23 protein-coding genes are annotated in these 26,676 nt (G+C 42.9%); 22 read left to right on the top strand and 1 reads right to left on the bottom strand.

Annotated elements, in window-relative coordinates:
* The first annotated feature begins 2 nt into the window (after nucleotides 1–2).
* The 15 genes from cas10 to ANCC_RS12750 all read left to right on the top strand — a co-directional run bounded on the left by cas10 (nucleotide 3) and on the right by ANCC_RS12750 (nucleotide 17,496).
* Nucleotides 3–1,400, top strand: coding sequence for a type III-B CRISPR-associated protein Cas10/Cmr2 (cas10, locus tag ANCC_RS12820; protein ID WP_006565545.1), 1,398 nt, complete (start codon nucleotides 3–5; stop codon nucleotides 1,398–1,400).
* A 10-nt stretch (nucleotides 1,401–1,410) separates the two neighbouring features.
* Nucleotides 1,411–2,499 (top strand): type III-B CRISPR module-associated protein Cmr3, encoded by a 1,089-nt coding sequence (cmr3, locus tag ANCC_RS12815; protein ID WP_039946105.1) that lies wholly within the window; start codon nucleotides 1,411–1,413, stop codon nucleotides 2,497–2,499.
* On the top strand, nucleotides 2,492–3,787 hold the full coding sequence (locus ANCC_RS12810) for a hypothetical protein (RefSeq protein ID WP_006565543.1): 1,296 nt from the start codon (nucleotides 2,492–2,494) through the stop codon (nucleotides 3,785–3,787). Before cmr3 ends, ANCC_RS12810 begins: the two co-directional genes overlap by 8 nt.
* A 19-nt stretch (nucleotides 3,788–3,806) precedes the next feature.
* Nucleotides 3,807–4,679: a CRISPR-associated protein gene (locus ANCC_RS12805; protein WP_156340272.1), complete on the top strand. Its 873-nt coding sequence runs from the start codon at nucleotides 3,807–3,809 to the stop codon at nucleotides 4,677–4,679.
* On the top strand, nucleotides 4,645–5,073 hold the full coding sequence (cmr5, locus tag ANCC_RS12800) for a type III-B CRISPR module-associated protein Cmr5 (protein ID WP_006565541.1): 429 nt from the start codon (nucleotides 4,645–4,647) through the stop codon (nucleotides 5,071–5,073). The genes ANCC_RS12805 and cmr5 overlap by 35 nt, the downstream gene beginning before the upstream one ends.
* A 65-nt stretch (nucleotides 5,074–5,138) precedes the next feature.
* Complete coding sequence (locus tag ANCC_RS12795) at nucleotides 5,139–5,360, top strand: hypothetical protein (protein ID WP_006565540.1); 222 nt, start codon at nucleotides 5,139–5,141, stop codon at nucleotides 5,358–5,360.
* Nucleotides 5,341–5,652 (top strand): heavy metal-binding domain-containing protein, encoded by a 312-nt coding sequence (locus ANCC_RS12790; protein WP_006565539.1) that lies wholly within the window; start codon nucleotides 5,341–5,343, stop codon nucleotides 5,650–5,652. Before ANCC_RS12795 ends, ANCC_RS12790 begins: the two co-directional genes overlap by 20 nt.
* A 176-nt stretch (nucleotides 5,653–5,828) precedes the next feature.
* A complete protein-coding gene (locus ANCC_RS12785) occupies nucleotides 5,829–7,595 on the top strand; it encodes an ABC transporter ATP-binding protein (protein WP_054335414.1) in 1,767 nt (588 codons plus the stop codon).
* A gap of 42 nt (nucleotides 7,596–7,637) precedes the next feature.
* Complete coding sequence (locus ANCC_RS12780) at nucleotides 7,638–8,246, top strand: epoxyqueuosine reductase QueH (RefSeq protein ID WP_006565535.1); 609 nt, start codon at nucleotides 7,638–7,640, stop codon at nucleotides 8,244–8,246.
* A 182-nt stretch (nucleotides 8,247–8,428) separates the two neighbouring features.
* Complete coding sequence (locus ANCC_RS12775) at nucleotides 8,429–9,508, top strand: carbamoyl phosphate synthase small subunit (protein WP_006565534.1); 1,080 nt, start codon at nucleotides 8,429–8,431, stop codon at nucleotides 9,506–9,508.
* Nucleotides 9,501–12,701, top strand: a complete 3,201-nt coding sequence (gene carB, locus ANCC_RS12770; protein WP_006565533.1) for a carbamoyl-phosphate synthase large subunit — start codon at nucleotides 9,501–9,503, stop codon at nucleotides 12,699–12,701. The genes ANCC_RS12775 and carB overlap by 8 nt, the downstream gene beginning before the upstream one ends.
* A 183-nt stretch (nucleotides 12,702–12,884) precedes the next feature.
* Nucleotides 12,885–14,216: a type I glutamate--ammonia ligase gene (gene glnA, locus ANCC_RS12765; protein WP_039946102.1), complete on the top strand. Its 1,332-nt coding sequence runs from the start codon at nucleotides 12,885–12,887 to the stop codon at nucleotides 14,214–14,216.
* A 33-nt stretch (nucleotides 14,217–14,249) separates the two neighbouring features.
* The gene (locus ANCC_RS12760; protein WP_006565531.1) at nucleotides 14,250–14,807 is read left to right on the top strand and encodes an ANTAR domain-containing response regulator; all 558 of its coding nucleotides are present in this window, start codon (nucleotides 14,250–14,252) and stop codon (nucleotides 14,805–14,807) included.
* Nucleotides 14,808–14,841: 34 nt separating this feature from the next.
* Nucleotides 14,842–16,056, top strand: coding sequence for an LL-diaminopimelate aminotransferase (locus ANCC_RS12755; protein ID WP_006565530.1), 1,215 nt, complete (start codon nucleotides 14,842–14,844; stop codon nucleotides 16,054–16,056).
* Between the two features lie 174 nt (nucleotides 16,057–16,230).
* Nucleotides 16,231–17,496, top strand: coding sequence for a C40 family peptidase (locus tag ANCC_RS12750; protein WP_006565529.1), 1,266 nt, complete (start codon nucleotides 16,231–16,233; stop codon nucleotides 17,494–17,496).
* A gap of 308 nt (nucleotides 17,497–17,804) precedes the next feature.
* Here ANCC_RS12750 and ychF read toward each other — a convergent pair whose 3' ends face one another.
* Complete coding sequence (gene ychF / locus ANCC_RS12745; protein WP_009290900.1) at nucleotides 17,805–18,902, bottom strand: redox-regulated ATPase YchF; 1,098 nt, start codon at nucleotides 18,900–18,902, stop codon at nucleotides 17,805–17,807.
* A 143-nt stretch (nucleotides 18,903–19,045) separates the two neighbouring features.
* Between ychF and lgt the strand changes: the two genes are divergently transcribed.
* From lgt to mraY, 7 genes are all read left to right on the top strand, one after another.
* Nucleotides 19,046–19,927: a prolipoprotein diacylglyceryl transferase gene (lgt, locus tag ANCC_RS12740; RefSeq protein ID WP_006565526.1), complete on the top strand. Its 882-nt coding sequence runs from the start codon at nucleotides 19,046–19,048 to the stop codon at nucleotides 19,925–19,927.
* Between the two features lie 194 nt (nucleotides 19,928–20,121).
* A complete protein-coding gene (gene mraZ, locus ANCC_RS12735) occupies nucleotides 20,122–20,553 on the top strand; it encodes a division/cell wall cluster transcriptional repressor MraZ (RefSeq protein WP_006565525.1) in 432 nt (143 codons plus the stop codon).
* 16 nt (nucleotides 20,554–20,569) lie between these two features.
* A complete protein-coding gene (rsmH, locus tag ANCC_RS12730) occupies nucleotides 20,570–21,505 on the top strand; it encodes a 16S rRNA (cytosine(1402)-N(4))-methyltransferase RsmH (protein WP_006565524.1) in 936 nt (311 codons plus the stop codon).
* Nucleotides 21,506–21,524: 19 nt separating this feature from the next.
* Nucleotides 21,525–22,025, top strand: coding sequence for a hypothetical protein (locus ANCC_RS12725; RefSeq protein WP_022261306.1), 501 nt, complete (start codon nucleotides 21,525–21,527; stop codon nucleotides 22,023–22,025).
* 12 nt (nucleotides 22,026–22,037) lie between these two features.
* Entirely contained in the window at nucleotides 22,038–23,852 is a 1,815-nt protein-coding gene (locus ANCC_RS12720) for a peptidoglycan D,D-transpeptidase FtsI family protein (RefSeq protein ID WP_006565522.1), read from the top strand.
* 63 nt (nucleotides 23,853–23,915) lie between these two features.
* Nucleotides 23,916–25,652: a peptidoglycan D,D-transpeptidase FtsI family protein gene (locus ANCC_RS12715; protein WP_009290256.1), complete on the top strand. Its 1,737-nt coding sequence runs from the start codon at nucleotides 23,916–23,918 to the stop codon at nucleotides 25,650–25,652.
* 41 nt (nucleotides 25,653–25,693) lie between these two features.
* Nucleotides 25,694–26,662, top strand: coding sequence for a phospho-N-acetylmuramoyl-pentapeptide-transferase (gene mraY / locus ANCC_RS12710; RefSeq protein WP_006565520.1), 969 nt, complete (start codon nucleotides 25,694–25,696; stop codon nucleotides 26,660–26,662).
* Nucleotides 26,663–26,676: the final 14 nt, after the last annotated feature.

The raw sequence follows: 26,676 nt of genomic DNA, 5'->3' as shown, positions 1-26,676 counted from the left end.
TTATGGGAGAAAAGTTACTGTTGGTATCAGTCAGCGGTGTTCAAGAATACATTAGTCGTGCCAAAAAGACTGCAGATCTTTACGGAAGCAGTCAGAGAGTCATTAAGCAGATTTTATGGATAAAAAAAAGAATTCAAAAGGAGTTTGAATCCTGTGAATTATTGCTGGGTGAGGGTGTTGTCGGAGATCCTCCGAATTTTTTTATTGCTAAATTACAGACAGATAAAACTTCTGAAGAAGTAGAAAAACAGATTTTGGATGTATTGATGAAAGAAGGAGAGAGATGTTCTGAAGATCTGCCATGTTTTATTACCGTATGTTCTACGAAAGAGAATTATCAGGAGACATATAAATTTTTGTACCGAAAATTTCAAGCGTATAAAAATAATAGGCTGAACGCATTTTTGCCGAAACAAGAATCTGAAGAACAAGTGACATCCCATATTTGTAGTATTTGTGGAATTCGGTTAGCTGACGCTCTAGTTGATGAAGAGTATTTGTGCAACGAATGCCGTAACAAAAGAAAAGAAGGAAAACGCATTGCATTTCCATCAACAGAGAACTTTGGTTCTCTATATTACGCACTAGTAAGAATTGATATCGATGATATGGGGATGTACATCTCAGGGGAAAAAGGATGGGAGAGGGATGAGGAATTACATAATTATCAGAAAAAAATAAGTCGGGCAGCAAATGAATTTTTCATAAAAGAGAAAGAATTCATTAACCAAAAGGTGAAAAAAGTAACAGAGAACGAGAACGCTGTGATCTATGCCGGGGGAGATGACATGCTCTTTTTTTGTCCTGTTTTTTGTATAGAGGATATTACAAAGAAGCTGGAGTCAGACTGGACTGAAATGTGTGATTCAGGAATGACATTTTCTCAAAGTATTATAGTTGCGCACTGCAAGGAGCCGCTTCGATATGTTCTGAAAAAGTCCAGAGAGAGCATGGAACAAGTAAAACAACATTATAGAAAAGACGGAAAAGGGGGATGCTGTTTCTCTGTTTTATATAGAGGCAGTGGTTCAAGAATGGTTTTTGTAAAAGGCGATAGAATGCAGGATCATTTTTACAGCCTGATTTCCGCGTTATGCAGGCATCAGTTTTCAAGAAGTGTTATTTTTCAAATGGAAGAGGAATTCACGGGCTGGGGAGAAAACTTTGGTGTGGATGAATATACAGATTTAAGATTCATCATGAATAATGAGACAAAAAGGATTGTGGGAAGGAAAAGCGGGGGAAAGAGTTCTGAGGAAAAACAAGAATTAACTGATTTGTTAATTAATCTAAGAACTGATGTTACAAAAGAAGCCAAAGATGGATTTTACATAGACTTTAATGCTTATTTTGATCTGATGCATATAGCAGAGAAATTAGCATCTTTCAGTGAAAAATAGGAGGAATGGGATGGGGATCATTACATTAAAAATAGAACCGTGGGATACAGTTATGTTTCGGGATGGGACTTTATTGGATAAAAAAACATCTAATTATGTGGAAAGCAGATTTTTTCCATATCCCTCTGTTTTTTATGGGGCAATATGTACGAGTTTGATGGAAAATGGGTATTTGAATGAGGTTCATAAAACTCTTATAGAAAGAAATACGACACTACTGGAAGATGTTTTAAAAGAGAATTTAAAAATCAGACAGATATACTTAGAGATGGAGAATGAAATTTATCTTCCTGCTCCAAGAGATCTTATAGTAAATGAGGATGGTGATATTCGGGAAAGTAATTTTCAAAAGGGATTGCTTTATACGAATCCACAGCTTCAAGAAAAAGTCAAACCAGCTTCGGGAAAATATATCAGTTTATATGAATTTATGACTTGCTATGATATATCTGAAAAAGAAGAAATTTATTTAAAAAATCAACAAGAGTTTGCAGGTGAATATCAAAAGACAGGAATAGAATTGGAAGATAATAAGAAGATAGCAAAAAAAGAACATCTATATTTTACAACAATGAAAGATTATACATATAAGAATACTTGCTTTCTTATCGAGGCAGAGATACATGATGAAATATCAAAGGGATTTAGAGCAAATATTTTATTAGGGGGAGAGGCCAGGATGGCCAGGCTGGAATTATTTTTGGGGTCATTGGACGAGTATCATAAAGATATTAGAGAATATAACAAAAAGAAAAGCAGCAGTGAAAACTTAAAATTAATCTTTACCACACCGTTTATTATGAAGAATGAGAAAAGTCTGGAGAGTGTATTAAAAGAAAAAGGAATTTCGGTCTTGTCAAAGATTATAGGAAAACCAGAGACAGCCGGAGGATGGGATATGGCAAAGAATAAGCCCAAAGAATTGAAAAAAGTCATCCCAGAAGGAAGTTTATATCTGTTAAAAAGCAGCCATTTTAAATCTAACACGAATGAACAAAATAAAAATTTATTATCAGAGATACTGTCGGATGTAATTGTTCAAAAGCATCGAGGGTTTGGCAGTTTTATACTGGCAAATGAGGAGGCTGTCTATGACTGATTTTGAAAAAAGATGGAGACAAGCTCAGGAAAAATGCGATATATATGTCATGTGTTCTACACTAAATCAAATTGTAAATTATCTGCCATTAGAAAATTTAAAAAATCGGGAAAGTAAATCTTTAGAAATTATAAATTTGACTTATGAAGACGGGGAAAATAAACGATTTTCAAATAGGATGTGGGACGAAAATTTTTCTACAGTTTATAACGACAAATATGAGGGAATGCCATGGATTGACTCTGATGATATAAAATTACCTAGAAGATTTAAGTGTGAAAATTATATTAGAGAAATTGAAAAGTGTATTGGTGCCAGAAAAAATAAAAACTTTATTTGGAATGTCACGGGAGGACAGAGAAATATATTATTTACCGCAATGAAATATATAGAGGATAATGCCGATACAAGTTCAAACCATACAGTCATGTACTTGGAGGGCAATACCCAGAAGATTACTGTTGGCTATTATGATAGAAATGAGTGGAAATTTGGAGCTGTAAACAATAGTTATAGAAGCGATACAATAGATTTACACAACCTGTTTCGTCTGGCAGGATACGAAACGGATATCAGTGATGCTGTATTTATTAACGAAGGAAAAAACAAAGAAGATTTTTTAAATCTGCTGAAGGCTTATTCTAATTTTTATTCCAAACTATATGAAGTAAATGAAGAAGTACGGAAAAAGTTAATCGAGTCAAATAAGTGGAATAATAATGATGATAATTCAAAGGATTTTTTTGAATTGCTAGACTGCATAAATTGTGAGAAGAAAGTAACTGTTGGTGATATTGAGAAAATAAAAGATTCGTTAGATAATAGAAGCAATTATCTTTTCGGATATTTTCTGGAATATATGGCGGCAGCAGTGATTTGGAATGCAGTAAAAGAAATGTCAAAGCAAGATACAGATTTTTTTCAGAGTTTATCTCATAGTGTAAAAGTATGCAAACATGATTGGAATGAGAAAGAAAAGTTTTGTGAATTGGATCTTGTCTTATTGCTGAGATCAGGACAAACAGTTGTCTTTGAATGTAAATCTGGGTTTATGTCAGCAGAAAACGCAAAGTCACGGGAGCATACAGCTTATGCGTTAGGCGGTGTATATGGAAAACCTATATTGATAACACCGCTGAGCAAGCGTGAGGCAGTAGAAGATGTAAAGTCTGATGGATATGAAAATATAATAAAGGCATATTCATCTGCACGCCGGGCCGGATTGGAAGTTTTTCATTTGGATACTCTTAATGAGGATTTAAAGGATTTGTTCAAAGATGCACTGTGAGAAAAAGGGGGCGAATATTATGAGCATTAAAAACAGAGCAAATGCAGTTTGGTGTATAGCAAATACGCCAGTTTGTGCAGGGTCAGGCGAAGGAGATTTTAGATCGGACTGCAATATCCAAAGAAGTGATGATTTCCCTAAAATAGATGCAGGGACGTTCAAAGGAAGTCTGCTCTATAAAATGGATGGTAAGCTAAAAAAAACAATTCAAAATAAATCACCGGAGCAGGCAAAACTTTCTTTTTCAGATTTAAGGCTGCTGTTTTTTTCCGTTCAATCGTCACATGGGATTTACAGGCTTTTAACAAGTGTAAACTGTTTAGAACAATTCTTTTTAGAAATTTCATGGAACGAATATGAATGTGATAATGTTTACCAAGAATTGAAGGGACTGAAAAGGCGGGTTGTAGATGGTGTGATATGTCAGTGGTCTCATCACGATGATACAGAATGGATTGGAGGATATAAATTACAGGCTGTTAACTATAAAGATAATGTGATAAAGGATCTTTTAAGAAAGCTTGGACTTTCCCAAACAGTGATCAAACATATTGGAATCGTATCTGATAAAGATTTTAGATATTTTACTAGATATCATACAGAGATTATTACTCACAACAGACTCGAAAACCAGGCACTGTTTACAGAAGAATATTTGCCGGAAGGAAGTATTTTGTATGGATTTATTTGTGAATTCAAGGATCTTGTCAGACCAGTAAAAGCACCTGTGCTTCCTCAAATTTCTAGATTAATTGAAACGAATGAAAAAGAAGGTAAAGTATATCAAATTGGAAGAAATCTTAATACTGGAAAAGGAAGTGTGACAATCAGTGAAATGAAAAGGGAGGAAGTAAAGAATGGAAAATCACTTTGTAGATCTAAATCGTCGTAGGGCATTGGATTCCTATCATGTAATCAACTACCTCATAGAATATATTGAAGAATCAAAAGATCTTGGAAATCCAAAAGTACAGGGAAGTATAAAAAGCAAAAGAGAGCAGTTAAGAACCATCTGCAGAAAACTTCCAGTTCTTATGAGAGATAATGGATTTATCATTACTTTTGCTTTTTTAAAAGGAAAAGGGACGTCTTCAATAGAACAGAAAATATTTGAGCAATCAATGAAATGGATTTCATTTGTCTTTTCAATTCCCAAAGAGGCGGACAATGCATTTACCTACATAATCAATGAAGTTAGTCAAAAAGAATATATGATGATATCCAGGGAGATAATTAAATATTTTGTTTGGTTAAAGAGACATGCTGAAATGGAAATTTCTAATTGACTTTTCACAAACTTTATTATATTATTGTATTATATCATTAATACAAAAAAGGAGGCGCATTATTCATGCAAAAAAAGCTGATTGCCCCGATCATTGTGACGGTTATCACAATCGCATTTTTATTAGGTTACTTCGGAATGATTTTTGTGCTCATTCCATTATCTGTCGGTCTCCGTCTGCTAATCGGTATGATCCCGCTTTGCCTGGCAGGTGTCTCCGTCTATGTACTCGTTGAACGCATTAAGGAAGTAAGGAGTGGTGAGGAAGATGATCTTAGTAACTACTGAAACAATACCAGGAAAAGATTTTGAAGCATTAGGAATGGTCAAAGGCAATACTATTCAGACCAAAAATGTGGGAAGAGATATTACCCAGGGCTTTAAGCATTTGGTTGGCGGTGAGTTAAAGGCCTATACAGAGATGATGAACGAGGCCAGGGCTCTTGCCACAAAACGTATGGTAGAGGAAGCAGAAGCATTAGGGGCAGAAGCAGTTGTATGTGTCCGCTATGCATCGGCGGAAGTCATGGCTGGTGCTGCCGAGATTATGGCTTATGGCACAGCAGTTAAATTTAAATAAAGAACGCAGGTGTAAGAAAATCTTTTGACTGAGTCAAATCGTATCTGGCACGCAAAATTGTCAAGTTCCTCAAAAAGAGAGGGGCTTGACAATTTTGTTTTAAATGATTTTAATGAAATACAGAGAGGGGAAAACGGAAGGAAGAGAATTTGTTATTTTCTGGGGAGAGTGAGACTGTGGAAAGTAAAAAAGGATTAAAATTAGTTCTAAAGAAAATTTACAATTTATTGGACGGAAAACAGAAAAGAAACTTTGTATTAATTATATTGATTATGATTGTGTCTGCTGTCTTATCACAGATTACTCCTAAAGCAATCGGATGGCTGACAGACGATATGCTGATACAAAATCAAATTAATTTTTTAAAAGTGATACCGCTGCTGTTTCTTATTTTGGCTGTCAATGTTATAAATGAACTTATGAAGATACTGCGCAGAATCATGGTTGAAGATACGGCAACTAAAACAGAAAAAAAGGCAAGGGGAATCGTGATTACATCGCTTCTGAAAGCTCCGTTATTGTATTTTAAGGAAAATATGACGGGAAATATTCATGGAAGATTAAATCGATGTCTGGAGGGAACCATTAAACTTGAAAAACTCATTTTTATGGATTTTGCTCCTGCAATTTTTAACAGCATTGCGGCGATCGTTGTTATATTTACTACGCTGCCTGTCTTTCTGGCTTTGCCGATGCTTTTAGTTATTCCGATTGGAACGGCGATCGTATTTCGGCAGATCAGCACCCAAAGGGGGATACGCATCGAATTATTAGAAACAAAATCAGCTATGGACGGAGCGATCGTCGAGTTATTAAACGGCATTGAAGTCATAAGAATGACGGACAGCATTGTATTAGAAGAAAAGAGATTTGACAATAAATCCGAGTTTTTAAGAAACAAAGAAATGAATCATCACATACAAATGGCGAAATATGACAGCCTGAAATTCTTCAATGAAGTGTTTTTTACGGTCTTAATGATAGGAGTCTCAGCATATCTTGCAACGCAGGGCATAATCAGTGTTGGAGCGGTTCTGACTTCCTATCTCTGTTTTTCACAGCTGATTAAGCCATTGGAAGAACTGCACAGAATCTTAGATGAATTATCAGAAAGTATTGTGTTAGCAGAAGACTTTTTTAGAATGACGGATATACCCCATGACTTTTCTTATTCCACAGTTTGTGAAAGTTGCGAAAATAAAAACAGAAGCAGTCATATAATAGATATTCATGGCCTGAATTTTTCTTATGATCAGAAGAATACTATTTTAAAAGAATTAAATATCTCCGTTGAAAAAGGAACCTTTTTGGGGATCGCAGGGCCAAGCGGCTGTGGGAAATCATCTTTGATAAAAGCCATATGCAAACTGGAAAAATGTGAAGGAGATATCTTTATTGACGGTGCAAATATTACTTCACTATCAAGAAAAGAAATGTCGCAGATTATAGCTTTAGTTCCGCAAAGCCCGTTTTTAATTGCAGGAACGATCTATGAGAATATCTGCTATGGCCTGGACAGAGAAGTGAGTCAAGAGGAAGTTGATGAGGCCGTCATAAAGGCAAATCTTTATGATTTTATAAACAGCCTGCCCGATAAAATGAATACTTTAATATCTGAAGGAGGAAGCAATTTATCAGGGGGACAGAAACAGAGAATTGCAGTCGCAAGAATTTTTTTGAGAAAACCAAGCGTTTTGATTTTAGATGAGGCGACTTCTGCTCTGGATAACACTTCTGAAAGGTTTATTCAGAATGAAATTGAAAGACTGAAAAAAGAAAATAATATGACGATAATATCAATAGCGCACAGACTCACTACTTTAAAAAACTGTGATAAGATCATAGTCATGAATAGAGGGGAAATCGTGCAGGAGGGTAAATATCATGAGCTGATACAGAAAGAGGGCATATTCAGTCATATGTATTACGGAAAACTAAAGTAGAAATCCTGCTGGTTTCGTGTATAATAATACACAGGAGTGAAAATGATGAAAGAAAATTATCAAAAAAAGCTGGATGGTATCATAGAAGGGCTTCAGGGAAAGAGGCCTTCTCTTTTGCTGCACAGCTGCTGTGCCCCGTGCAGCAGTTATGTTTTGGAATATCTCTCGAAGTATTTTCAAATCACAGTGTATTATTATAACCCTAACATCGACTCCGAAGAAGAATACGAGAAAAGGGCCGAGGAGCAGAAGCGTCTGATCTCGGAGATGGAATTTCCGGATAAGGTATCTTTTATAAAGGAAGAGTTTCGTCCGGAAGAGTTTTATCAGGCAGTCAGAGGATATGAAAAAGAGCCGGAGGGCGGGAAGAGATGTCTTCGGTGCTATCGGCTGAGACTTTCCGAGGCGGCGAAAAAGGCAGGAGAATTGGGGAGTGACTATTTTACCACGACACTTACCATCAGCCCGCTGAAAAATGCCCAGTGGCTCAATGAAATCGGTCAGGAATTAGAGGCGCAGTATCAGGTAAGGTTTCTGCCGTCCGATTTTAAAAAGAAAAACGGTTATAAACGTTCTGTGGAATTATCACAAAAGTTTGACTTGTACCGGCAAAGTTTTTGCGGGTGTGTTTTTTCGAAAAACGAAAAATAATTGTCAAAAACCCTTGCAAAAGGTTTTTATTTGTGATAGAATTTTTACAATTTGTAGAGAGATATATCTAAAATAATACCACATATTGCATTGAACTGCGTCTGCGCATCAATGCTTGGATTCGTGATTTTTATTTTTGGATATATTTTTTTTATGCACATTTTTAAGGAGGAAACAGATTCATGGACGCATTTTTGATTTTGGAAGATGGGCAAGTGTTTAAAGGAAAAAGTTTCGGCGCCAGGAAAGAAGTTATCTGCGAAGTTGTATTCAATACATCGATGACAGGCTACCTGGAGGTGCTTACGGACCCGTCCTATCAGGGACAGGGTGTCGTCATGACATATCCGCTGATTGGGAACTACGGCGTATGTCTTGAGGATGCAGAATCCGTAAAGCCATGGCATTCAGCTTTTATTGTAAGAGAGTTATCAAGAACCGCAAGTAATTTCAGAAGTGAGCAGGATTTGGAAAGTTATCTGATCGCCAACGATATTCCAGGAATCCAGGGAGTGGATACGAGAGCGATCACGAAGATTTTGAGAGAAGAAGGCTGTATGGGAGGCATGATCACAACTAATCCGGACTATGATCTGGATGAGATTCTTCCAAAATTAAAAGGGTATCAGGTAAAAGATGCAGTCAAGACCGTATCAAGAACAGAAAAAGAACATTTTCCGGGAGACGGACTGAAAGTTGCCCTGTTAGATCTGGGCACAAAGAGCAACATTGCAAATTCTCTCAACAAAAGAGGCTGTGATGTGACCGTTTATCCGGCGTTTACAACGGCAGAGGAAATCCTTGGGGATCAGCCGGACGGGATCATGTTATCCAATGGGCCTGGAGATCCGAAAGAATGTGTGTCCATTATAAAAGAAATAAAAAAATTATATGACAGCGATGTGCCGATCTTCGCGATCTGTCTGGGACATCAGCTGATGGCTCTGGCAAACGGAGCGGATACGAGGAAGATGCGCTTCGGGCACCGGGGCGGAAATCATCCGGTAAAAGATCTGGCTACCGGCCGTGTCTACATTTCTTCTCAGAACCATGGATATGTGATCAAAAAAGAGAGCGTACCAAAGAATCTGGCAGAAATCTCATTTATCAATGTCAATGACAAGAGTATTGAAGGACTCCGGTATAAGGGGAAAAATGTCCGTACCGTGCAGTTCCATCCGGAGGCCAGTCCGGGACCGGTAGATACCGCTTACTTGTTTGATGAATTTATTGAAATGATGAAAGGAGCAAAAAATGCCTAGGATTGAAAGTATTAAGAAAGTATTAGTCATCGGGTCCGGACCGATCGTCATCGGACAGGCAGCAGAGTTTGACTATGCAGGAACCCAGGCCTGCCGCGCCCTTCAGGAAGAGGGAATCGAAGTTGTCTTGGTGAACTCTAATCCGGCTACCATCATGACCGATAAGGATATCGCAGATAAAGTTTACATTGAACCGCTGACTGCGGAAGTTGTAGAAAAAATCGTAGAAAAGGAAAAACCGGACAGTATTCTCCCGACATTGGGAGGACAGGCTGCACTGAATCTGGCGATGGAGCTGGAGGAAAACGGCTTCCTTGAAAAAAGCGGAGTGCGCCTGATCGGTACCTCCTCCACTACGATCAGAAAGGCTGAGGACCGCCAGGAATTTAAAGATACGATGGAAAAGATCGGTGAGCCTATCGCGGCAGGAAAAGTTGTCACAGACATTCCTGCGGGTGCTGAGTTTGCCGAGGAGATTGGGTACCCGGTCGTCTGCCGTCCGGCCTATACGTTAGGGGGAAGCGGCGGAGGAATCGCCCATGACAGAGAAGAATTAGAAGTGATCCTGGAAAATGGTCTCAGGCTGAGCCGTGTCGGAGAAGTTCTGGTAGAGCGTTACATCGGCGGATGGAAAGAAGTCGAATATGAAGTGATGCGCGATGCCAACGGAACCTGCATCACCGTATGTAATATGGAAAACATTGACCCGGTCGGCGTTCATACCGGAGACAGCATCGTAGTAGCTCCTTCCCAGACATTAGGGGACAAAGAATACCAGATGCTTCGTACTTCTGCATTAAACATTATCACAGAACTGAAAGTAAACGGCGGATGCAACGTACAGTTTGCTCTGAATCCGGACAGTTTTGAATATTGTGTCATCGAGGTAAACCCTCGTGTCAGCCGTTCTTCTGCGCTGGCATCCAAGGCTACAGGATATCCGATCGCAAAGGTGACGGCAAAGATCGCCATCGGATATAATCTGGATGAGATTCCAAATGCCATCACAGGAAAGACTTATGCAAGTTTTGAGCCGATGCTGGATTACTGTGTGGTAAAAATGCCGCGTCTTCCGTTTGACAAGTTTATTCATGCAAAGAGGACACTGACCACTCAGATGAAAGCAACCGGGGAAGTCATGAGCATCTGCAATAATTTTGAAGGTGCACTGATGAAGGCCATCCGTTCCCTGGAACAGAACGTGGACAGCCTGATCTTCGGTAATTATGGGGAAATGTCAGACGAAGAACTGACAAAGGAATTAGAGAAGATCGACGACTTGAGAATCTATGTGATCGCAGAGGCGATCCGCAGAGGATTTGACTACGACACGATTTTCAACATCACGAAGATCGACCGCTGGTTCTTGGACAAGATTGCTGTTTTGGTAGAGATGGAAAAGAAACTGAAAGAAGCAGGAGAATTGGAGAAAGAACTGCTGGCAGAGGCTAAGCGCTTAGAATTCCCTGATTCTGTGATCGGAAAGCTGACAGGAAAAACTGCAAAAGAGATCAAGGAACTGAGAAACCAATTCGGTATTCATGCGGCTTATAAGATGGTCGATACATGTGCAGCAGAATTTGAGGCGAGTACTCCTTACTATTACTCCATCTTCGGAAGTGAAAATGAAGTAGAAGAACTGAGTAAGAAGAAAAAGGTCATGGTACTGGGCTCCGGACCGATCCGGATCGGACAGGGAATCGAGTTTGATTACTGCTCTGTCCACAGCGTATGGGCATTAAGAGACGCAGGGTATGAGACCATCATCGTCAATAACAACCCGGAGACGGTTTCCACAGACTTTGACGTGGCGGATAAGCTCTATTTTGAACCTTTGACTGCTGAGGATGTGGAGAGCATCGTGGATCTGGAAAAACCGGACGGAGCCGTGGTACAGTTCGGAGGACAGACTGCGATTAAACTGACGCAGGCTCTGATGGAGATGGGAGTTCCGATCCTCGGAACAAGCGCAGAAAATGTAGACGCGGCGGAAGACAGAGAACTGTTCGATGAGATTCTGGAAGAGTGCTGTATTCCAAGACCGAAAGGAACGACCGTATTTACATGTGAGGAGGCGCTTTCCGCAGCACATGAACTGGGGTATCCGGTTCTGGTAAGGCCGTCTTATGTTCTCGGCGGACAGGGAATGCAGATTGCTGTTTCCGATGAAGATATTGTATCCTTTATTGAGATCATCAACCGCCAGACACAGGAGCATCCGATCCTGATCGACAAATATCTGGTCGGAAGAGAAGTGGAAGTGGATGCCGTATGTGACGGGGAAGAAATTATTATCCCTGGTATCATGGAGCACATCGAGCGCGCCGGAATCCACTCCGGTGACAGTATTTCTGTTTACCCGTCCATTAACCTGAGCGAAAAGGTGAAACGGGTAATCGCAGAGTATACAAGGAAGCTGGCAAAATCACTGAACGTCATTGGACTCATCAATATCCAGTTTATTGTCTGTGACGAGGAGGTTTATGTCATCGAGGTAAATCCTCGTTCCAGCCGTACCGTTCCTTATATCAGCAAGGTAACCGGAATTCCGATCGTAGATCTGGCGGCTAAAGTGATCGCCGGAGCCAAGATCAGGAATCTGGAATATAAGCCGGGACTCCAGGAAGAGTCTGAATATTATGCGATTAAAAAACCGGTATTCTCCTTTGAAAAACTGAGGGGCGCAGAAGTCAGCTTAGGGCCGGAAATGAAATCCACCGGAGAGTGTCTGGGAGTTTCCAAAAACTACAATGAGGCATTGTACAAGGCATTTCTCGGAGCGGGCATTAACCTTCCGAAGTACAAGAAGATGATTCTCACGGTGAAGGATTCAGATAAAATCGATGCGGTGGATATCGGAAGAAGATTCGTGGATCTCGGATATGAAATTTTCTCCACGAGGAGCACGTGCAGAGTGCTGAATGAAAACGGCGTGCCTGCCCATCCGATCAACAAGCTGGAAGAAGAATCTCCGAACTTGCTTGATTTGATTTTAGATGATAAAATAGATTTGATCATTGACACACCTTCTCAGGGAGTAGGGCGCAGCAGGGACGGATTCCTGATCCGCAGGTATGCGATCGAAACCGGTGTGACTTGTCTGACCAGCCTGGATACGGCAGATGCACTGCTCACCAGCCTGGAATCAGGAAGCAGAGACAATTTATCAGTTGTGGACATTGCACAAATTTAAACGTACAACGGGGTACCTTTAAGTCTATTAAAGGTGTCCCTTTTTTCTTTCATCGGAAAGTTCTATTTCAGGAGGGCGGTGTTCCCTCTGCTCTGATTGACAATAAAAATGTAACTTGATAAAATTATGTTAACCGCCGGCTGTAATTTAAAGCCGAATAAAAAAGAAAAGAGGAGTGATGATATGGACCGATATACTAAGCAGGACGTCATAGATCTGGTCAGGGAAAATGACGTACAGTTTATCAGGCTGCAGTTTTCCGATGTGTTCGGGACGCTGAAAAATGTGGCGATCACCGCAAGACAGCTGGAAAAAGCATTGGATAATAAGTGTATGTTTGACGGATCTTCCGTGGACGGTTTTGTGCGGATAGAAGAATCCGACATGTATCTGTACCCTGATCTGGACAGTTTTCTCATATTTCCATGGCATTCCCAGAGCGGAAAAGTCGCGAGGCTGGTCTGTGACGTGTACGGACAGGACGGGCTTCCATTCATCGGGGATTCCCGCTATATCCTGAAGAAAGTGCTCAGGAAGAGCAAGAAACTCGGATATAATTTTAACGTAGGGCCTGAGTGTGAATTCTTTTTATTTCACACGGACGAGGAAGGATGTCCTACGACGCTGACCCACGAGAAAGCCGGCTATTTTGATGTGGCGCCTCTGGATCTTGGAGAAGCGGCCAGAAGAGATATGATCCTGAATCTGGAAAATATGGGATTTGAGATCGAAGCCTCCCACCACGAGGTGGCACCGGCTCAGCATGAGATAGATTTTAAATACGACAATGCACTGCGCACTGCAGATAATATTCTTACATTTAAGTTTGTCGTGAAATATATTGCAAAACGGCATGGGCTGTATGCGAGCTTTATGCCAAAACCGATCTCCGGTGTGGACGGTTCCGGAATGCACCTTAACATGTCGCTTTGGAGCGAAGGACAGAATATGTTTGCGGATTCCAGAGGCGAACTGGGACTCAGCGACGAGGCGTACCACTTTATGGCGGGTCTTATGAAGCATGCGCCGGAGATGTCGCTGATCACAAACCCATTGGTGAATTCCTATAAGCGGATCGTGCCGGGATATGAGGCTCCGGTGGATATTTCATGGTCTCCTGCAAACAGGAGTCCGCTGATCCGTGTGCCAACGGCCAGAGGAAGCGGAACACGCCTGGAATTCAGAAGCCCGGATTCCGCGGCCAATCCTTACCTTGCGCTTGCAGTGAGTCTGGCGGCAGGAATCGACGGTCTTGAAAATAAACTGCAGCCTGGAAAGGCATCTACAAAGAACCAGTACGAAGTTACAGAGAAGGCGAAATTAAAGGCCGGCATCGGGGCTCTTCCAAGGGATATGAAGGAAGCTATGGATTTGTTCAAGGACAGTGAATTCATGAAAGAGGTTCTCGGAGATCATATTTTTGACCGGTATCTGGATGCAAAACAGGGAGAATGGGAATCCTATCAGAAAACTGTCTCTCAGTGGGAAATAGATGAATATTTGTACAAGATTTAACCGGCAGAAGGCAGGCGTCATTCATACGGGGAGGTGGGAAGCTTGGTTCATATTTTTGTTCTTTTCCCGAAACAGGAGCAGACAAGGAGTATCCGAAATCTGCTTGTGAGAAACGGATTTGAAGTGACGGCTGCCTGTGTCACAGGCTCCCAGATCATGCAGCGGGCGGAAAGCCTGGAAGACGGGCTGATCGTCTGCGGATACAAGTTTGCGGACATGGTCTGCAGTGAACTGAGAGAATATCTCCCTGACGGATTCAGGATGATTGTTTTAGCTCCACAGGCGAGTCTGGAATTTTTGGATATCCGGGGGATGGAGTATCTGCCGATGCCTTTAAAGCCTCCGCTTCTGATGGAAAAAGTACGGGAAATGTCGGACGCTCTGAACAATGCCCAGAAGAAAAAACAGCAAAGGCCGAGACAGCGCACGAGAGAAGAGCTGGAAATAATCGAAGAAACGAAGAAACTGCTGATGAAAAACAACCGGATCTCAGAACAGGAAGCCCACGAGTATATTCAGCGCCGCAGTATGAACAGCGGTGTGGGACTGATTGAAATGGCAAAGATGATCCGGGATTCATATAGATACTAAACGGACTTTCACAGTAAATTATTAGGAGGACATCATGTTTAAGATCAACGAAAATTATTTGAAATTACCAGGAAGTTATTTATTTTCAACCATTGCCAAAAAGGTCAATGCATATCAGGAAGCCAACCCGGAAAAAGATCTGATCCGTCTGGGAATTGGGGATGTGACACAGCCGCTGGCTCCGTCAATCATCGAGGCGCTTCACGGCGCTGTGGATGAGATGGCCGCAGCGGAGACCTTTCACGGTTATGCACCGGACCTCGGATATGAATTTTTAAGAAACGCTATTGTGGACGGTGATTACAGATCACGGGGTGCGCAGATTGAGGCGGATGAGATCTTTGTCAGTGACGGAGCAAAGTGTGATTCGGGAAATATCCAGGAGATCTTTGCACAGGATAATAAGATTGCGGTCTGTGATCCGGTGTATCCGGTTTATGTGGACACCAACGTCATGGCCGGACGGACAGGAACCTATGATCCGAAATCCGAGACATGGAGCGATGTAATCTATATGCCGTGTACGGCGGAGAATAATTTTGCACCGGAATTTCCGAAAGAGGTTCCGGACATCATTTATCTCTGTTTCCCGAACAATCCGACGGGATCTACGATTACAAAGGATCAGCTTCAGGGATGGGTAGACTATGCAAATAAAAATGGGGCAGTTATTATTTATGATGCTGCATATGAGGCATATATCTCAGAGGATGATGTGGCACATACCATCTACGAATGTGAAGGCGCAAGAACCTGTGCCATTGAGTTAAAGAGTTTTTCTAAAAATGCAGGATTTACCGGAGTACGATTGGGATATGCTGTAGTGCCGAAAGATCTTACATGCGGTGATGTAAAACTTCACGACTTATGGGCAAGGCGCCACGGTACAAAGTATAACGGCGCACCGTATATTGTGCAGAAAGCGGGAGCGGCTGTCTATTCTGAAGCCGGGAAAGCACAGCTTAAAGAGCAGGTGGGCTACTACATGAACAATGCCAGGGTGATCTATGAGGGTCTGAAAGATGCGGGATATACTGTGTCAGGAGGAGTCAACGCTCCTTATATCTGGCTGAAGACTCCGGATGGAATGTCCTCCTGGGATTTCTTTGATCATCTGCTGGAACACGCAAATGTTGTGGGAACACCGGGATCAGGTTTCGGACCGAGCGGGGAAGGCTATTTCCGGCTCACGGCTTTCGGAAATTATGAGAATACGGTGAAAGCCATTGAACGGATTAAAAATATATAACTGTATTTTGCAGGACCATGCCTTTGCCGGCATGGTCCTTTTAATGTTCCTGACATAGAGTTTTGTCAAAATATGACGATTCATTGACATTTTACACAGAATGTGTTAAGTTAATTTTAATAATGTTGTAATAAGTTCACAATACGCAGGAAGGAGAGGGAGACACAGAGGGATATGAAGCATAAGATAGCAAAGGGAACGATGGCAGCCGGACTGTCACTGGCATTCATTCTCGGAGTTTCCACATTCGCAGACGCCAAAGGCGATCAGTACCAGACCGGTCTTGCGGGATCTGCGGCAGCTATGGAACAGTACACAGAGTCAGACAGTTCAGCACCAAAGAAGAAAGTAAAAACACCTTCGGCTGCAGCAGCAGTGAAGAAGACGACAAAGACGCAGCATATTACAGAAGTTAAAAAGCAGGCGGCAGCGACTTCCGCAAAACCAAAAGTGACAGCAAAACAGCCGGCCGCGGCCGCGGTGCAGAAACAGACAAAAGAGCCTGAGTTTTCCGCTTCTTTTTACAGAGGAAAAGCAGCACCCAATGTACGCTCCGTACTGAACATCAGAAAGAAAAAGAGCATTTCCAGCCCTGTGGTCGGAAAGTTCAAAAAAGGAAACATCGGCACGGTATTGAAAAAGGGAAAAGAATGGAGCAGGATCCGTTCCGGAAAAGTGACCGGTTATGTGAAGAACGAGTATCTGATCTGGGGAAGTGATATCCACAGTTACGCTAAGAAACATAATTTTCCGAAACAAGCCGTCGTGAAAGTGGACACACTGAAAGTCAGACAGAAACAGTCTACCAAAGCAAAAGTTTTGACCCTGGTCTCCAGAGATGACAGCTACAAAGTTCTCGGAGAATCCGCAGAGTGGATCAATGTGAAGGCAGACGGAGACAAAGGCTATCTGGCAAAAGATTACGTCAGTCTTGGGTATTACTATACCAGTGCAAAGTCAACGGTGAAAAAACAAAAGCCGGCAAAGAGTACCACGAGTACAGAAAGAACAACCCAGAGCGAAAGACAGAATTCCTCTTCTCAGGAGAGCGGAGACAGTTCCTCAGGAACTACCCGTCAGCAGGTCGTGAACTATGCCCTGAAGTTTGTGGGGAATAAGTACCGCTACGGCGGAAACAGCCTGACAAACGGCACGGACTGTTCCGGATTTACTCAGCAGGTGCTTGGACATTTTGGCTACAACATCAGCAGAACATCCTATTCCCAGGCAAACGATGGACGCACCATCTCCATCAGCAGCGTCAGACCGGGGGATCTGCTGTTCTATAAACGGGGAGGCCGGATCAACCATGTGACCATGTACATCGGAAACGGTCAGGTCGTCCACGCGAGCAATTCCGCCCCATATCCAAGGGGAGGCATCAAAGTATCCAGTATGGGATACCGGACACCGTGCAAAGCAGTGCGCATCATTAACTAAGTGAGAGAAGATTATTTACATATACCAAGAAACCGCCGCGGTTCACAAATGTGAACCACGGCGGTTTCTCTGTAAAAAGCAAATGGAACCATCCAGTAAATATTATGTCCATTTTGACCGGTTTGGAGGCCTTGCATTCGAAGAGATGTTAGTTTTTCTTCTTTCAGAAAAGGCTCGGAGGCGGTGTGCGAAGCACAGTGAGGCTGTTTGAGCGTTAGCGAGTTCCGAACGGGCTGCCGGAGAGACTTTGCTGAAAGTTAGAAAATCTTACATCTCTGAGACAGCAAGCCGGAAAACAGGTCAAAATGTCACACATTAAACTTAAACACGATCACGTCTCCATCCTGTACGACGTATTCTTTTCCTTCCTGTCTCACCAGCCCTTTTTCTCTGGCTGCTGCGATGCTTCCGTTTTCAACAAGGTCATCATAGGAAACTACTTCGGCACGGATGAAGCCCCGCTCGAAATCCGTATGGATCTTTCCGGCCGCCTGAGGCGCCTTCGTTCCTTCTGTGATCGTCCAGGCCCTCGTCTCGTCTTCCCCTGATGTCAGATAACTGATCAGGCCAAGCAGTGAATAGCTGGCAGAGATCAGTTTGTCAAGGCCTGACTCACTAAGACCCAGATCCTCTAAAAATTCTTTTCGCTCTTCATCATCCAGTTCTGCGATTTCCTGTTCAATCTGGGCACAGATCACGAAAACACCGGCGTCTACATCTTTTGCATAAGTTCTCACTTCATTTACAAACTCGTTGGATGCGGCATCATCCATGAGATCATCCTCACAGACATTGGCGGCAAAAATCACAGGCTTGATCGTTAAGAGATTGCAGGAATCCAGGATTTCCTGTTCTTCTTCGTCATCGGTTACGAATGTCTTGGCCAGCTTCCCGTCCTCAAGATGGGCTTTTACCCGTTCCAGAAGTTCTACCTCCCGGGCGAGGGACTTGTCATTTCGGGAACCTTTTTTTGACTTGGCGATCCTTCTGTCAAGAACTTCGATGTCGGAAAAAATCAGCTCAAAATTGATGGTTTCGATATCGCGAAGCGGGCTGACTGAACCGTCTACATGGACGATATTTTCATCTTCAAAGCAGCGGACTACATGGACAATGGCATCGACCTCACGGATATTGGCCAGAAATTGGTTGCCAAGCCCCTCCCCTTTGGATGCTCCCTTGACGAGACCTGCGATGTCTACAAACTCGATAACTGCGGGAATGACTTTTTTTGAGTGATACATCTCAGACAGCACATCCAGCCTTTTATCCGGCACGGTAACGATCCCTACGTTCGGATCGATGGTGCAGAACGGATAGTTGGCAGACTCGGCACCCGCTTTTGTGAGAGAATTAAACAAAGTACTCTTACCTACATTTGGCAGTCCTACGATTCCTAATTTCATTGTGTATTGATTCCTTTCTTCATGTCTTTGCATAAATATAGTCCTGTGATCCAAGGACATTGATACAACAAGTCTACCATAAGAACCTTGAAAAGAAAAGAAAAATGGGATAAGATGAAACGACGGAAAGGAGTAATGCGATTATGGAAAATGAAATCCGGTTTCCATTTTTGGGCATTGTGTTCAAACATGTGGGAGAGGGCATCAGCATCGGAGGATTTGAGATCAAATATTACGGTATAGTCATTGCACTGGGATTTCTTCTGGGGATGCTTGCGGCGGCCAGAATGGCTAAGAAAAACGGAGTCAATCCGGATCTGGTCTTTGATTTCATCATCGCGGTGATGATTCCTGCTATCATTGGGGCGAGACTTTACTATGTTATTTTTTCCTGGGATTACTACAAAGATCATCTGACGGAGATACTGAATACCAGGAGCGGAGGCCTTGCCATTTATGGAGGGATTATTGCTTCGGTCATTGTGATGGTCATCTTCTGCAGAGTGAAGAAAATAGAATTTTTCAAACTGGCGGATATTGCGGTGCCGGGGCTGCTGATCGGCCAGATCCTGGGCCGATGGGGGAACTTTTTCAACAGGGAAGCATTCGGAGGCTTTACCAACGGGCCTTTGGCTATGCAGATCCCCACAGACTATTTCGTAAAGCACGGAAGACTTTCAGAGATTGTGGATGCCGGGCTGTATGACCAGGCTGTGTTTGTGGGAAGCGGAAGCCATATGAATACTTATATTCAGGTACACCCTACGTTTTTATATGAAGGGCTGTGGAACCTTGCACTGCTGATTCTCATTGTTATCATGTTCAGACACAAAAAATTTGACGGCCAGATGCTGGCAATTTATGCCATCGGATATGGAGTCGGACGATTCTGGATCGAGGGCCTTCGGACAGACCAGCTGCTGATCCCGGGAACACAAATCGCCGTATCTCAGGTAGTTGCGGCACTTTTTGCTGCCGGGGCACTGCTTGTCCTTCTCTATCAGTGGAAAAAACGGAAACATTAAAAGTGTAGAAAAAAACTGTTCACAGAAAAAATTCTGTGGACAGTTTTTTTATTTCTTGATTTTTTGTGGACAATCCATTAGAATGGAGACAGTAGTGGTGAGAAGTGGTGGATAGTGGGTAGAAAAGACCACAAAGTGTCACGACTGATCATCAGGTGGAGCGCACCCGGTTTGGGAAACGGCAGGTGATTACCATGTTCATGGGCGAATACAATCACACAATCGATGCGAAAGGCAGACTGATAATCCCCTCAAAGTTCAGAGAAGCACTGGGCAGTGAGTTCGTTCTTACAAAGGGATTGGATGGATGCCTATTCGTGTTTCCTATGAAAGAATGGGAGGCTTTTGAAGAAAAATTAAGAAGCCTGCCGCTGATCGATAAGAATGCACGGAAGTTTTCCAGATTCTTTTTGGCCGGAGCATCCACTTGTGAATTGGACAAGCAGGGCAGAATCCTGGTGCCGGGCACACTGCGTGAATTTGCACAGATGGATAAAGAAGTAGTTCTTACGGGCATGCTGGACCGTATTGAGGTATGGAGCAAAGAACAATGGCTTGAAAATAATGCTTATGACGATATGGACGATATTGCCCAGAGTATGCAGGAACTAGGTTTGAATATCTGAATGGAAGGAAAGACAAATGGATTTTGAACATGCATCTGTGTTGTTGGATGAAACAATAAGGGAACTAAAGATAAAACCGGACGGTATCTACGTGGATGGGACTCTTGGAGGAGGCGGACATGCCTTTCATGTCCTGAACAGACTCTCTGAAAAGGGACGATATATTGGCATTGACCAGGACGAGGATGCGATCAGGGCAAGCACAAAACGGCTTGCTCCGTTTCAGGATAAAGTTACGATTGTAAGAGATAACTATGTGAATATGCCGAAAGTGCTGAAGGATCTGGGGATATCCCGTGTGGACGGAATTCTTCTGGATCTTGGCGTTTCCTCTTTTCAGCTGGATGAGAAGGACAGGGGATTCACATACCGCGAAGACGTACCGCTGGATATGAGGATGGATCAAAGGCAGACTTTTTCTGCAAGAGACATAGTCAATGGATACAGTGAACAGGAGTTGTTTCATATTATCCGCGATTATGGAGAGGACAAGTTTGCTAAAAATATTGCCAAACATATTGCAGCAGAGAGAGAGAAAGCACCGATTGAGACAACAGGACAGCTTATTGAGGTGATCAAACATGCAATACCGATGAAGGTGAGGGCTGTGGGAGGACATCCTGCAAAAAGGACATTTCAGGCCATCCGGATTGAATGCAACCGGGAGCTGGAAGTGTTAAAGACAAGTCTTGACCAGATGATCGAGCTGTTAAACCCCGAAGGAAGACTGTGCATCATTACCTTTCATTCTCTGGAAGACAGAATTGTGAAACGGGCATTCAGAAAAAATGAAAATCCGTGTACCTGTCCGCCGAATTTCCCGATCTGTACCTGCGGAAATGAATCGAAGGGTAAGGTTATCACAAGAAAGCCGATTATACCGACCGAAGAAGAACTTATGAGGAACAAAAGAGCAAAAAGTTCAAAATTAAGAGTGTTTGAGAGAAAATAGTGAGGGGGAGAACAGCGAAGTGAATAAGACGAGACAAGAGCGATATGAATTTATTTACGGAAATACTGCGCGGAAAATGGAAGCGGCACCGGCAAAACCCGAGTATGAACCATCCAGGCAGCCGAAAAGGAAACCGGCAGTACGCACCAAAAGAAAGACAACACCTCAGACAAAAGCAAACCAAACAAAAGCTCTGGAATTTGATTTTGCGTTTATCAAAGCGCTGGCAGCAGGTATGGCTGTGATCGCACTGGTAAGCTTCTTCTATTTGTCGGAGCAGTCAAAACTGGAGCAGCAGCGGTCCGCAGTCTCTGCCAAGAAATCGGAGCTCAGCACACTGCTGGTCGAAAATGAGGATCTGAATCTGGAGATCGAACAGAGCATTAATCTTCCTGCGATCCAGGAAACGGCCATGAAGAAATACGGAATGAAGAAACCTGCGCAGAGTAAGGTAATTGCATATGACAGTAAGAATGTTGACTATGTGAGACAGTACAATAAAATACCCGATTCAAAGTAAGGAGCGGTTTTATTGAAAAAAAAGAAATATAAGAAGATCAAAAGAATAAACAATGCTATGAGAGTCAGGACTCTGTCTGTATCGGCTCTCATAGCAATTCTTTTTATTTGCCTTATGGGCCGGCTGGTTTATTTCAGTGTGGCAAAAAATAAGACATATGAAAAAAAAGTTCTGGCCCAGCAGAATTATCAGAGCCAGACCCTTCCGTACAAAAGGGGAGATATCCTCGACAGAAACGGAAACACGCTGGCTACCAGCCAGAAGTTATACAGTCTGGTCCTGGAACCGAAAAATATCCTGCGTACAGAGCAGACTCAGAAAAATGCTTTGAATGCACTGACCAAATATATGGACCTTGACCGGGATGATCTGCTGTCCTATATAAAAGACAACAAAGACTCTTATTACTCAGTGTACAAAAAAGACATGAAGTACAGTGAAGTAGCAGATCTGAAAGATTTTCTGAAATCGAAAAACGGAAAAAAGGTTGTGGGGATCACTTTTTCTGAAAAGTATGTGAGAAGATATCCCAATAAGAGTCTGGCAAGCCACCTTCTCGGGTTCGTATCTGACGGAAGCATTGGAACAACGGGGATAGAGCAGTATTATAACAGTACACTGTCCGGTGTGGACGGAAGAAAATACACGTATCTGAATGAGGAACTGGAACAGGATGACTCTATTGTCGATCCGGAAAACGGCAAAACACTTGTGTCTACGATCGACATCAATATCCAGAAAATAGCCGAAGACCGCCTGGAAAAGTTTGAAAAAAAATACGGCAGTAAGGGAAGCTCTATTCTGGTCATGGACCCGAACAATGGGGAAGTCCTGGGAATGGCCAACTCCAACAAATATGACCTGGAACACCCCAGAGATGAAAAAGGTCTGCTCTCGAAATATTCTCAGAGCCAGATCAATTCCATGACAGAAAAACAGAAGGTAAAAGCCTTTAATGAACTGTGGAAGAATCCGATCGTATCAAACAGTTTCGAGCCGGGATCTACCTATAAACCGTTTACGGTGGCAGGAGGACTGGAGGACGGGATTCTCAAGGGAAATGAACATTATTACTGCAGCGGTTACAAACAGGTGGGGAAATACAAGATTCACTGTTCTCACAGAGAAGGACATGGAAATCTGAGTCTGTCTGACAGCATCGCATATTCATGCAATGTGGCGCTGATGGATATTGCCTTTAAAGAAGGTAAGGATGTATTTGCAAAATATCAAAAAGATTTTAACTTTGGAGTAAAGACGGGGATCGATCTTCCGGGCGAAGCAGAAACCGCAGGCCTTCTGCACGGCGCAGACCAGATGACGAATGTTGATCTGGCTACCAGTTCCTTCGGACAGTCCTTTAACTGTTCTATGATACAAATGGCATCTTCTTTCAGTTCATTGGTCAACGGAGGCAGCTACTATAAGCCTCATGTGGTGAAGCAGACCAGGGATGACAAAGGAAATGTAGTGAGCAACAAGGAATCCGAACTGGTCAAACAGACGATCTCGGCTGATACATCCAAGAAGCTGCGCACTTATATGGAAGAGACAGTCGAAAAAGGAACCGGGAAAAAAGCACAGATCAAAGGCTACAGCGTCGGAGGAAAGACAGGGACCGCACAGAAAATTCCGAGAAGTGCAGGGACTTACATCGTCTCCTTCTGCGGATTTGCTCCCGTAGAAAATCCTAAAGTTGTTGTATATGTGGTCATAGATGAAATCCAGAAAGACTCACAGCTCAACACCGGACTGGCTGTTGAAATGGCGAGAGATGTATTAAAAGAATCACTGAAGGACATGAATGTGCAGAAAACGAAAAAGTAAAACATGTCATACTTGTTTCCTTGGATTCATATATTTTTATCAGTATGGATTCCGGAGTTTTTTATGAAAACAAGTTATAAACGAAGGATGCTTCTCATGGGCGGCATCTTTGCATTCTGTCTGATCTTTATGGCGGGAAGGCTTGGCTATCTGATGATCGGGCAGGCAGATAAGTATCTGGCGCTGGCCAAAGACCTGCACCAGAGAGAGCGGGAAATCAAGGCTCCCAGGGGAAATATTTATGACAGAAACGGGGTGAAGATCGCATCCAACAAAGCGGTTTACTCTATCTCTGTGATTCATTCCCAGACAAAGCAGAAAGAGAAAGTCGTATCGGTCCTTTCAAAGGAACTTCAGATAGATGAGTCAGAAATCAAAAAAAAGGTTTATAAAAATTCAGTTAGGGAAAAGATTAAGAGTAATGTAGATAAAGACGCAGCAGACCGTATCAGAAAATATGAACTTGCCGGCGTTAAAGTGGATGAGGATTATAAACGGACTTATCCTTATAATGATCTGGCTTCAAAAGTCCTGGGATTTACAGGAGGAGACAATCAGGGGATCGTTGGGCTTGAGGTGACGTATGACTCTTATCTGCAGGGCAAACCCGGAAGAATCCTGACACTGACGGACGGCGGCGGAAGAGAAATTGACGGTGCCTACGAGGAGAGAGATGAACCGGTAGCCGGCAATGACCTGTATACTACACTGGATGTGAACCTGCAGAACTATGTGTGGCAGGCATGTGAAAAGGTAAGGAAAGAAAAGGGAGCAAAACGGGTTTCCATGATTATCATGAATCCTCAAAACGGAGAGATTTATGCCATGGTCAACACTCCTGAATACAATTTAAATGAACCGTTTAAACTGAAAGGGAAAAAAGAGAACACCACAGGAAAGAAAAGACAGGAACTGCTGAACCAAATGTGGAGAAACACATGTATCAATGATACATATGAGCCGGGATCTGTCTTTAAGATTGTGACTGCAACCGCCGGTCTGGAACTTGGCAAAGTGAAAGTGACGGATCACTTCAGCTGTCCGGGATTCCGGATCGTGGAAGACCGGAAGATCCGCTGCCATAAAACCACGGGGCACGGCGCCGAGACCTTTAAGGAGGGTGTTATGAATTCGTGCAACCCGGTTTTTATGGAAGTTGGAGCCAGGGTAGGAGTAGACGGGATGTATACGATATTTCGCCAGATGGGCCTGTTTGAAAAGACCGGCATCGATATTCCGGGTGAGGCAAATTCCATTATGCATAACAAAAAGAATGTGGGAGCAGTGGAGCTTGCCACGATGTCTTTCGGGCAGTCCTTCCAGATTACTCCTCTGCAGCTGATGAGAGCTGCCAGTGCCGCAGTTAACGGAGGAACTCTGGTGACACCTCATTTTGGCATGAAGGCAGTGGATTCATCGGGAAAGACAGTGAAGACTTTTGAATTTGCGAAAAAGAAAAACGTGATTAAAAAAGAAACATCTGAGACAATGAGGGAGCTTTTGGAGGCAGTGGTGTCAGAAGGTTCCGGAAGGAACTGTAAGATCGAAGGATATTCCATTGGAGGGAAGACTGCGACCAGTGAAAAACTGCCCCGCGGAACAGGGAAATATATTTCCTCATTTTTAGGTTTTTCAAAGGCAGAACATCCAACCGTGATGGCTTTGGTCATGATCGACGAGCCGAAGGGCACTTATTATGGAGGAACCATCGCAGCGCCGGTGGTACGGGAGGTATTTAAAGTTGCACTTCCTTATCTTGGAATTTCCAAGGATTATACGGTTGATAAAACAAAGAAATAAAGATATACTGGAAAGATAAGAAAAACAAATGAGGTGAAAACATGAATTATAGTATCGTAAAACCTATTTTAATTGCATTTTTCGTCAGCGTGGTGCTGAGCCCGATGATGATTAAATATTTACAGAAGCTGAAATTCGGCCAGTTCATCCGGGGCGAGGGACCCGAGTCCCACCTGAAGAAGTCAGGGACCCCGACGATGGGAGGACTGATCATCCTGCTTGGCATCATTGTGGCTTCTCTGTTTTATGTGAAAGATTATCCGAACATTATACCGGTTCTCTTTGTTACCCTCGGATTCGGCTTCATCGGTTTTATCGATGATTATATCAAAGTCGTGATGAAGAGAAATCTTGGACTCAGGGCCTGGCAGAAGATGCTTGGACAGATCATTGTGACCGGAGTGTTTGCATACTATCTGATCAATCATACGGATATTGGAACCTCCATGCTGATCCCTTTTTCACACGGAAAATATCTGGAGCTGGGAGCACTGTTTGTTCCCGCTATCTTTATTATCCTGCTGGGAACTGTCAATGGGGCCAACTTTACGGACGGACTCGACGGTCTTGCATCCAGTGTCACTGTTTTGATCGCTACCTTTTTTACGGTTGTAGCCATCGGAGCGGGTATCTCCGGAAATGATCCGGGATTATGGCCCATCACTTGTGCCACGGTGGGGGCTTTGCTCGGATTTCTCGTGTTTAATGTTTACCCTGCGAGAGTATTCATGGGGGACACAGGGTCCCTTGCACTGGGCGGGTTCGTGGCTGCCACAGCGGTTATGCTGAGGCTCCCTCTGTTTGTACCGCTTGTGGCTTTTATCTACATGATCGAGGTATTGTCGGTTATGATACAGGTCGTTTATTTTAAGAAAACAGGGAAAAGAGTTTTTAAGATGGCGCCGATCCATCATCATTTTGAGCTGTCCGGCTGGCCGGAGACAAAAGTTGTTGCCATATTTGCCATCGTCACAGCAATCTTATGCCTGATCGGCCTGATCGCCATTTAGATAAGGAGCAGGAA

The sequence above is a fragment of the Anaerostipes caccae L1-92 genome (assembly GCF_014467075.1).
GTDB lineage: Bacteria > Bacillota > Clostridia > Lachnospirales > Lachnospiraceae > Anaerostipes > Anaerostipes caccae.
Note: the sequence above shows the minus strand (reverse complement) of the source record. Positions and strands in the feature narration are given on the sequence as shown.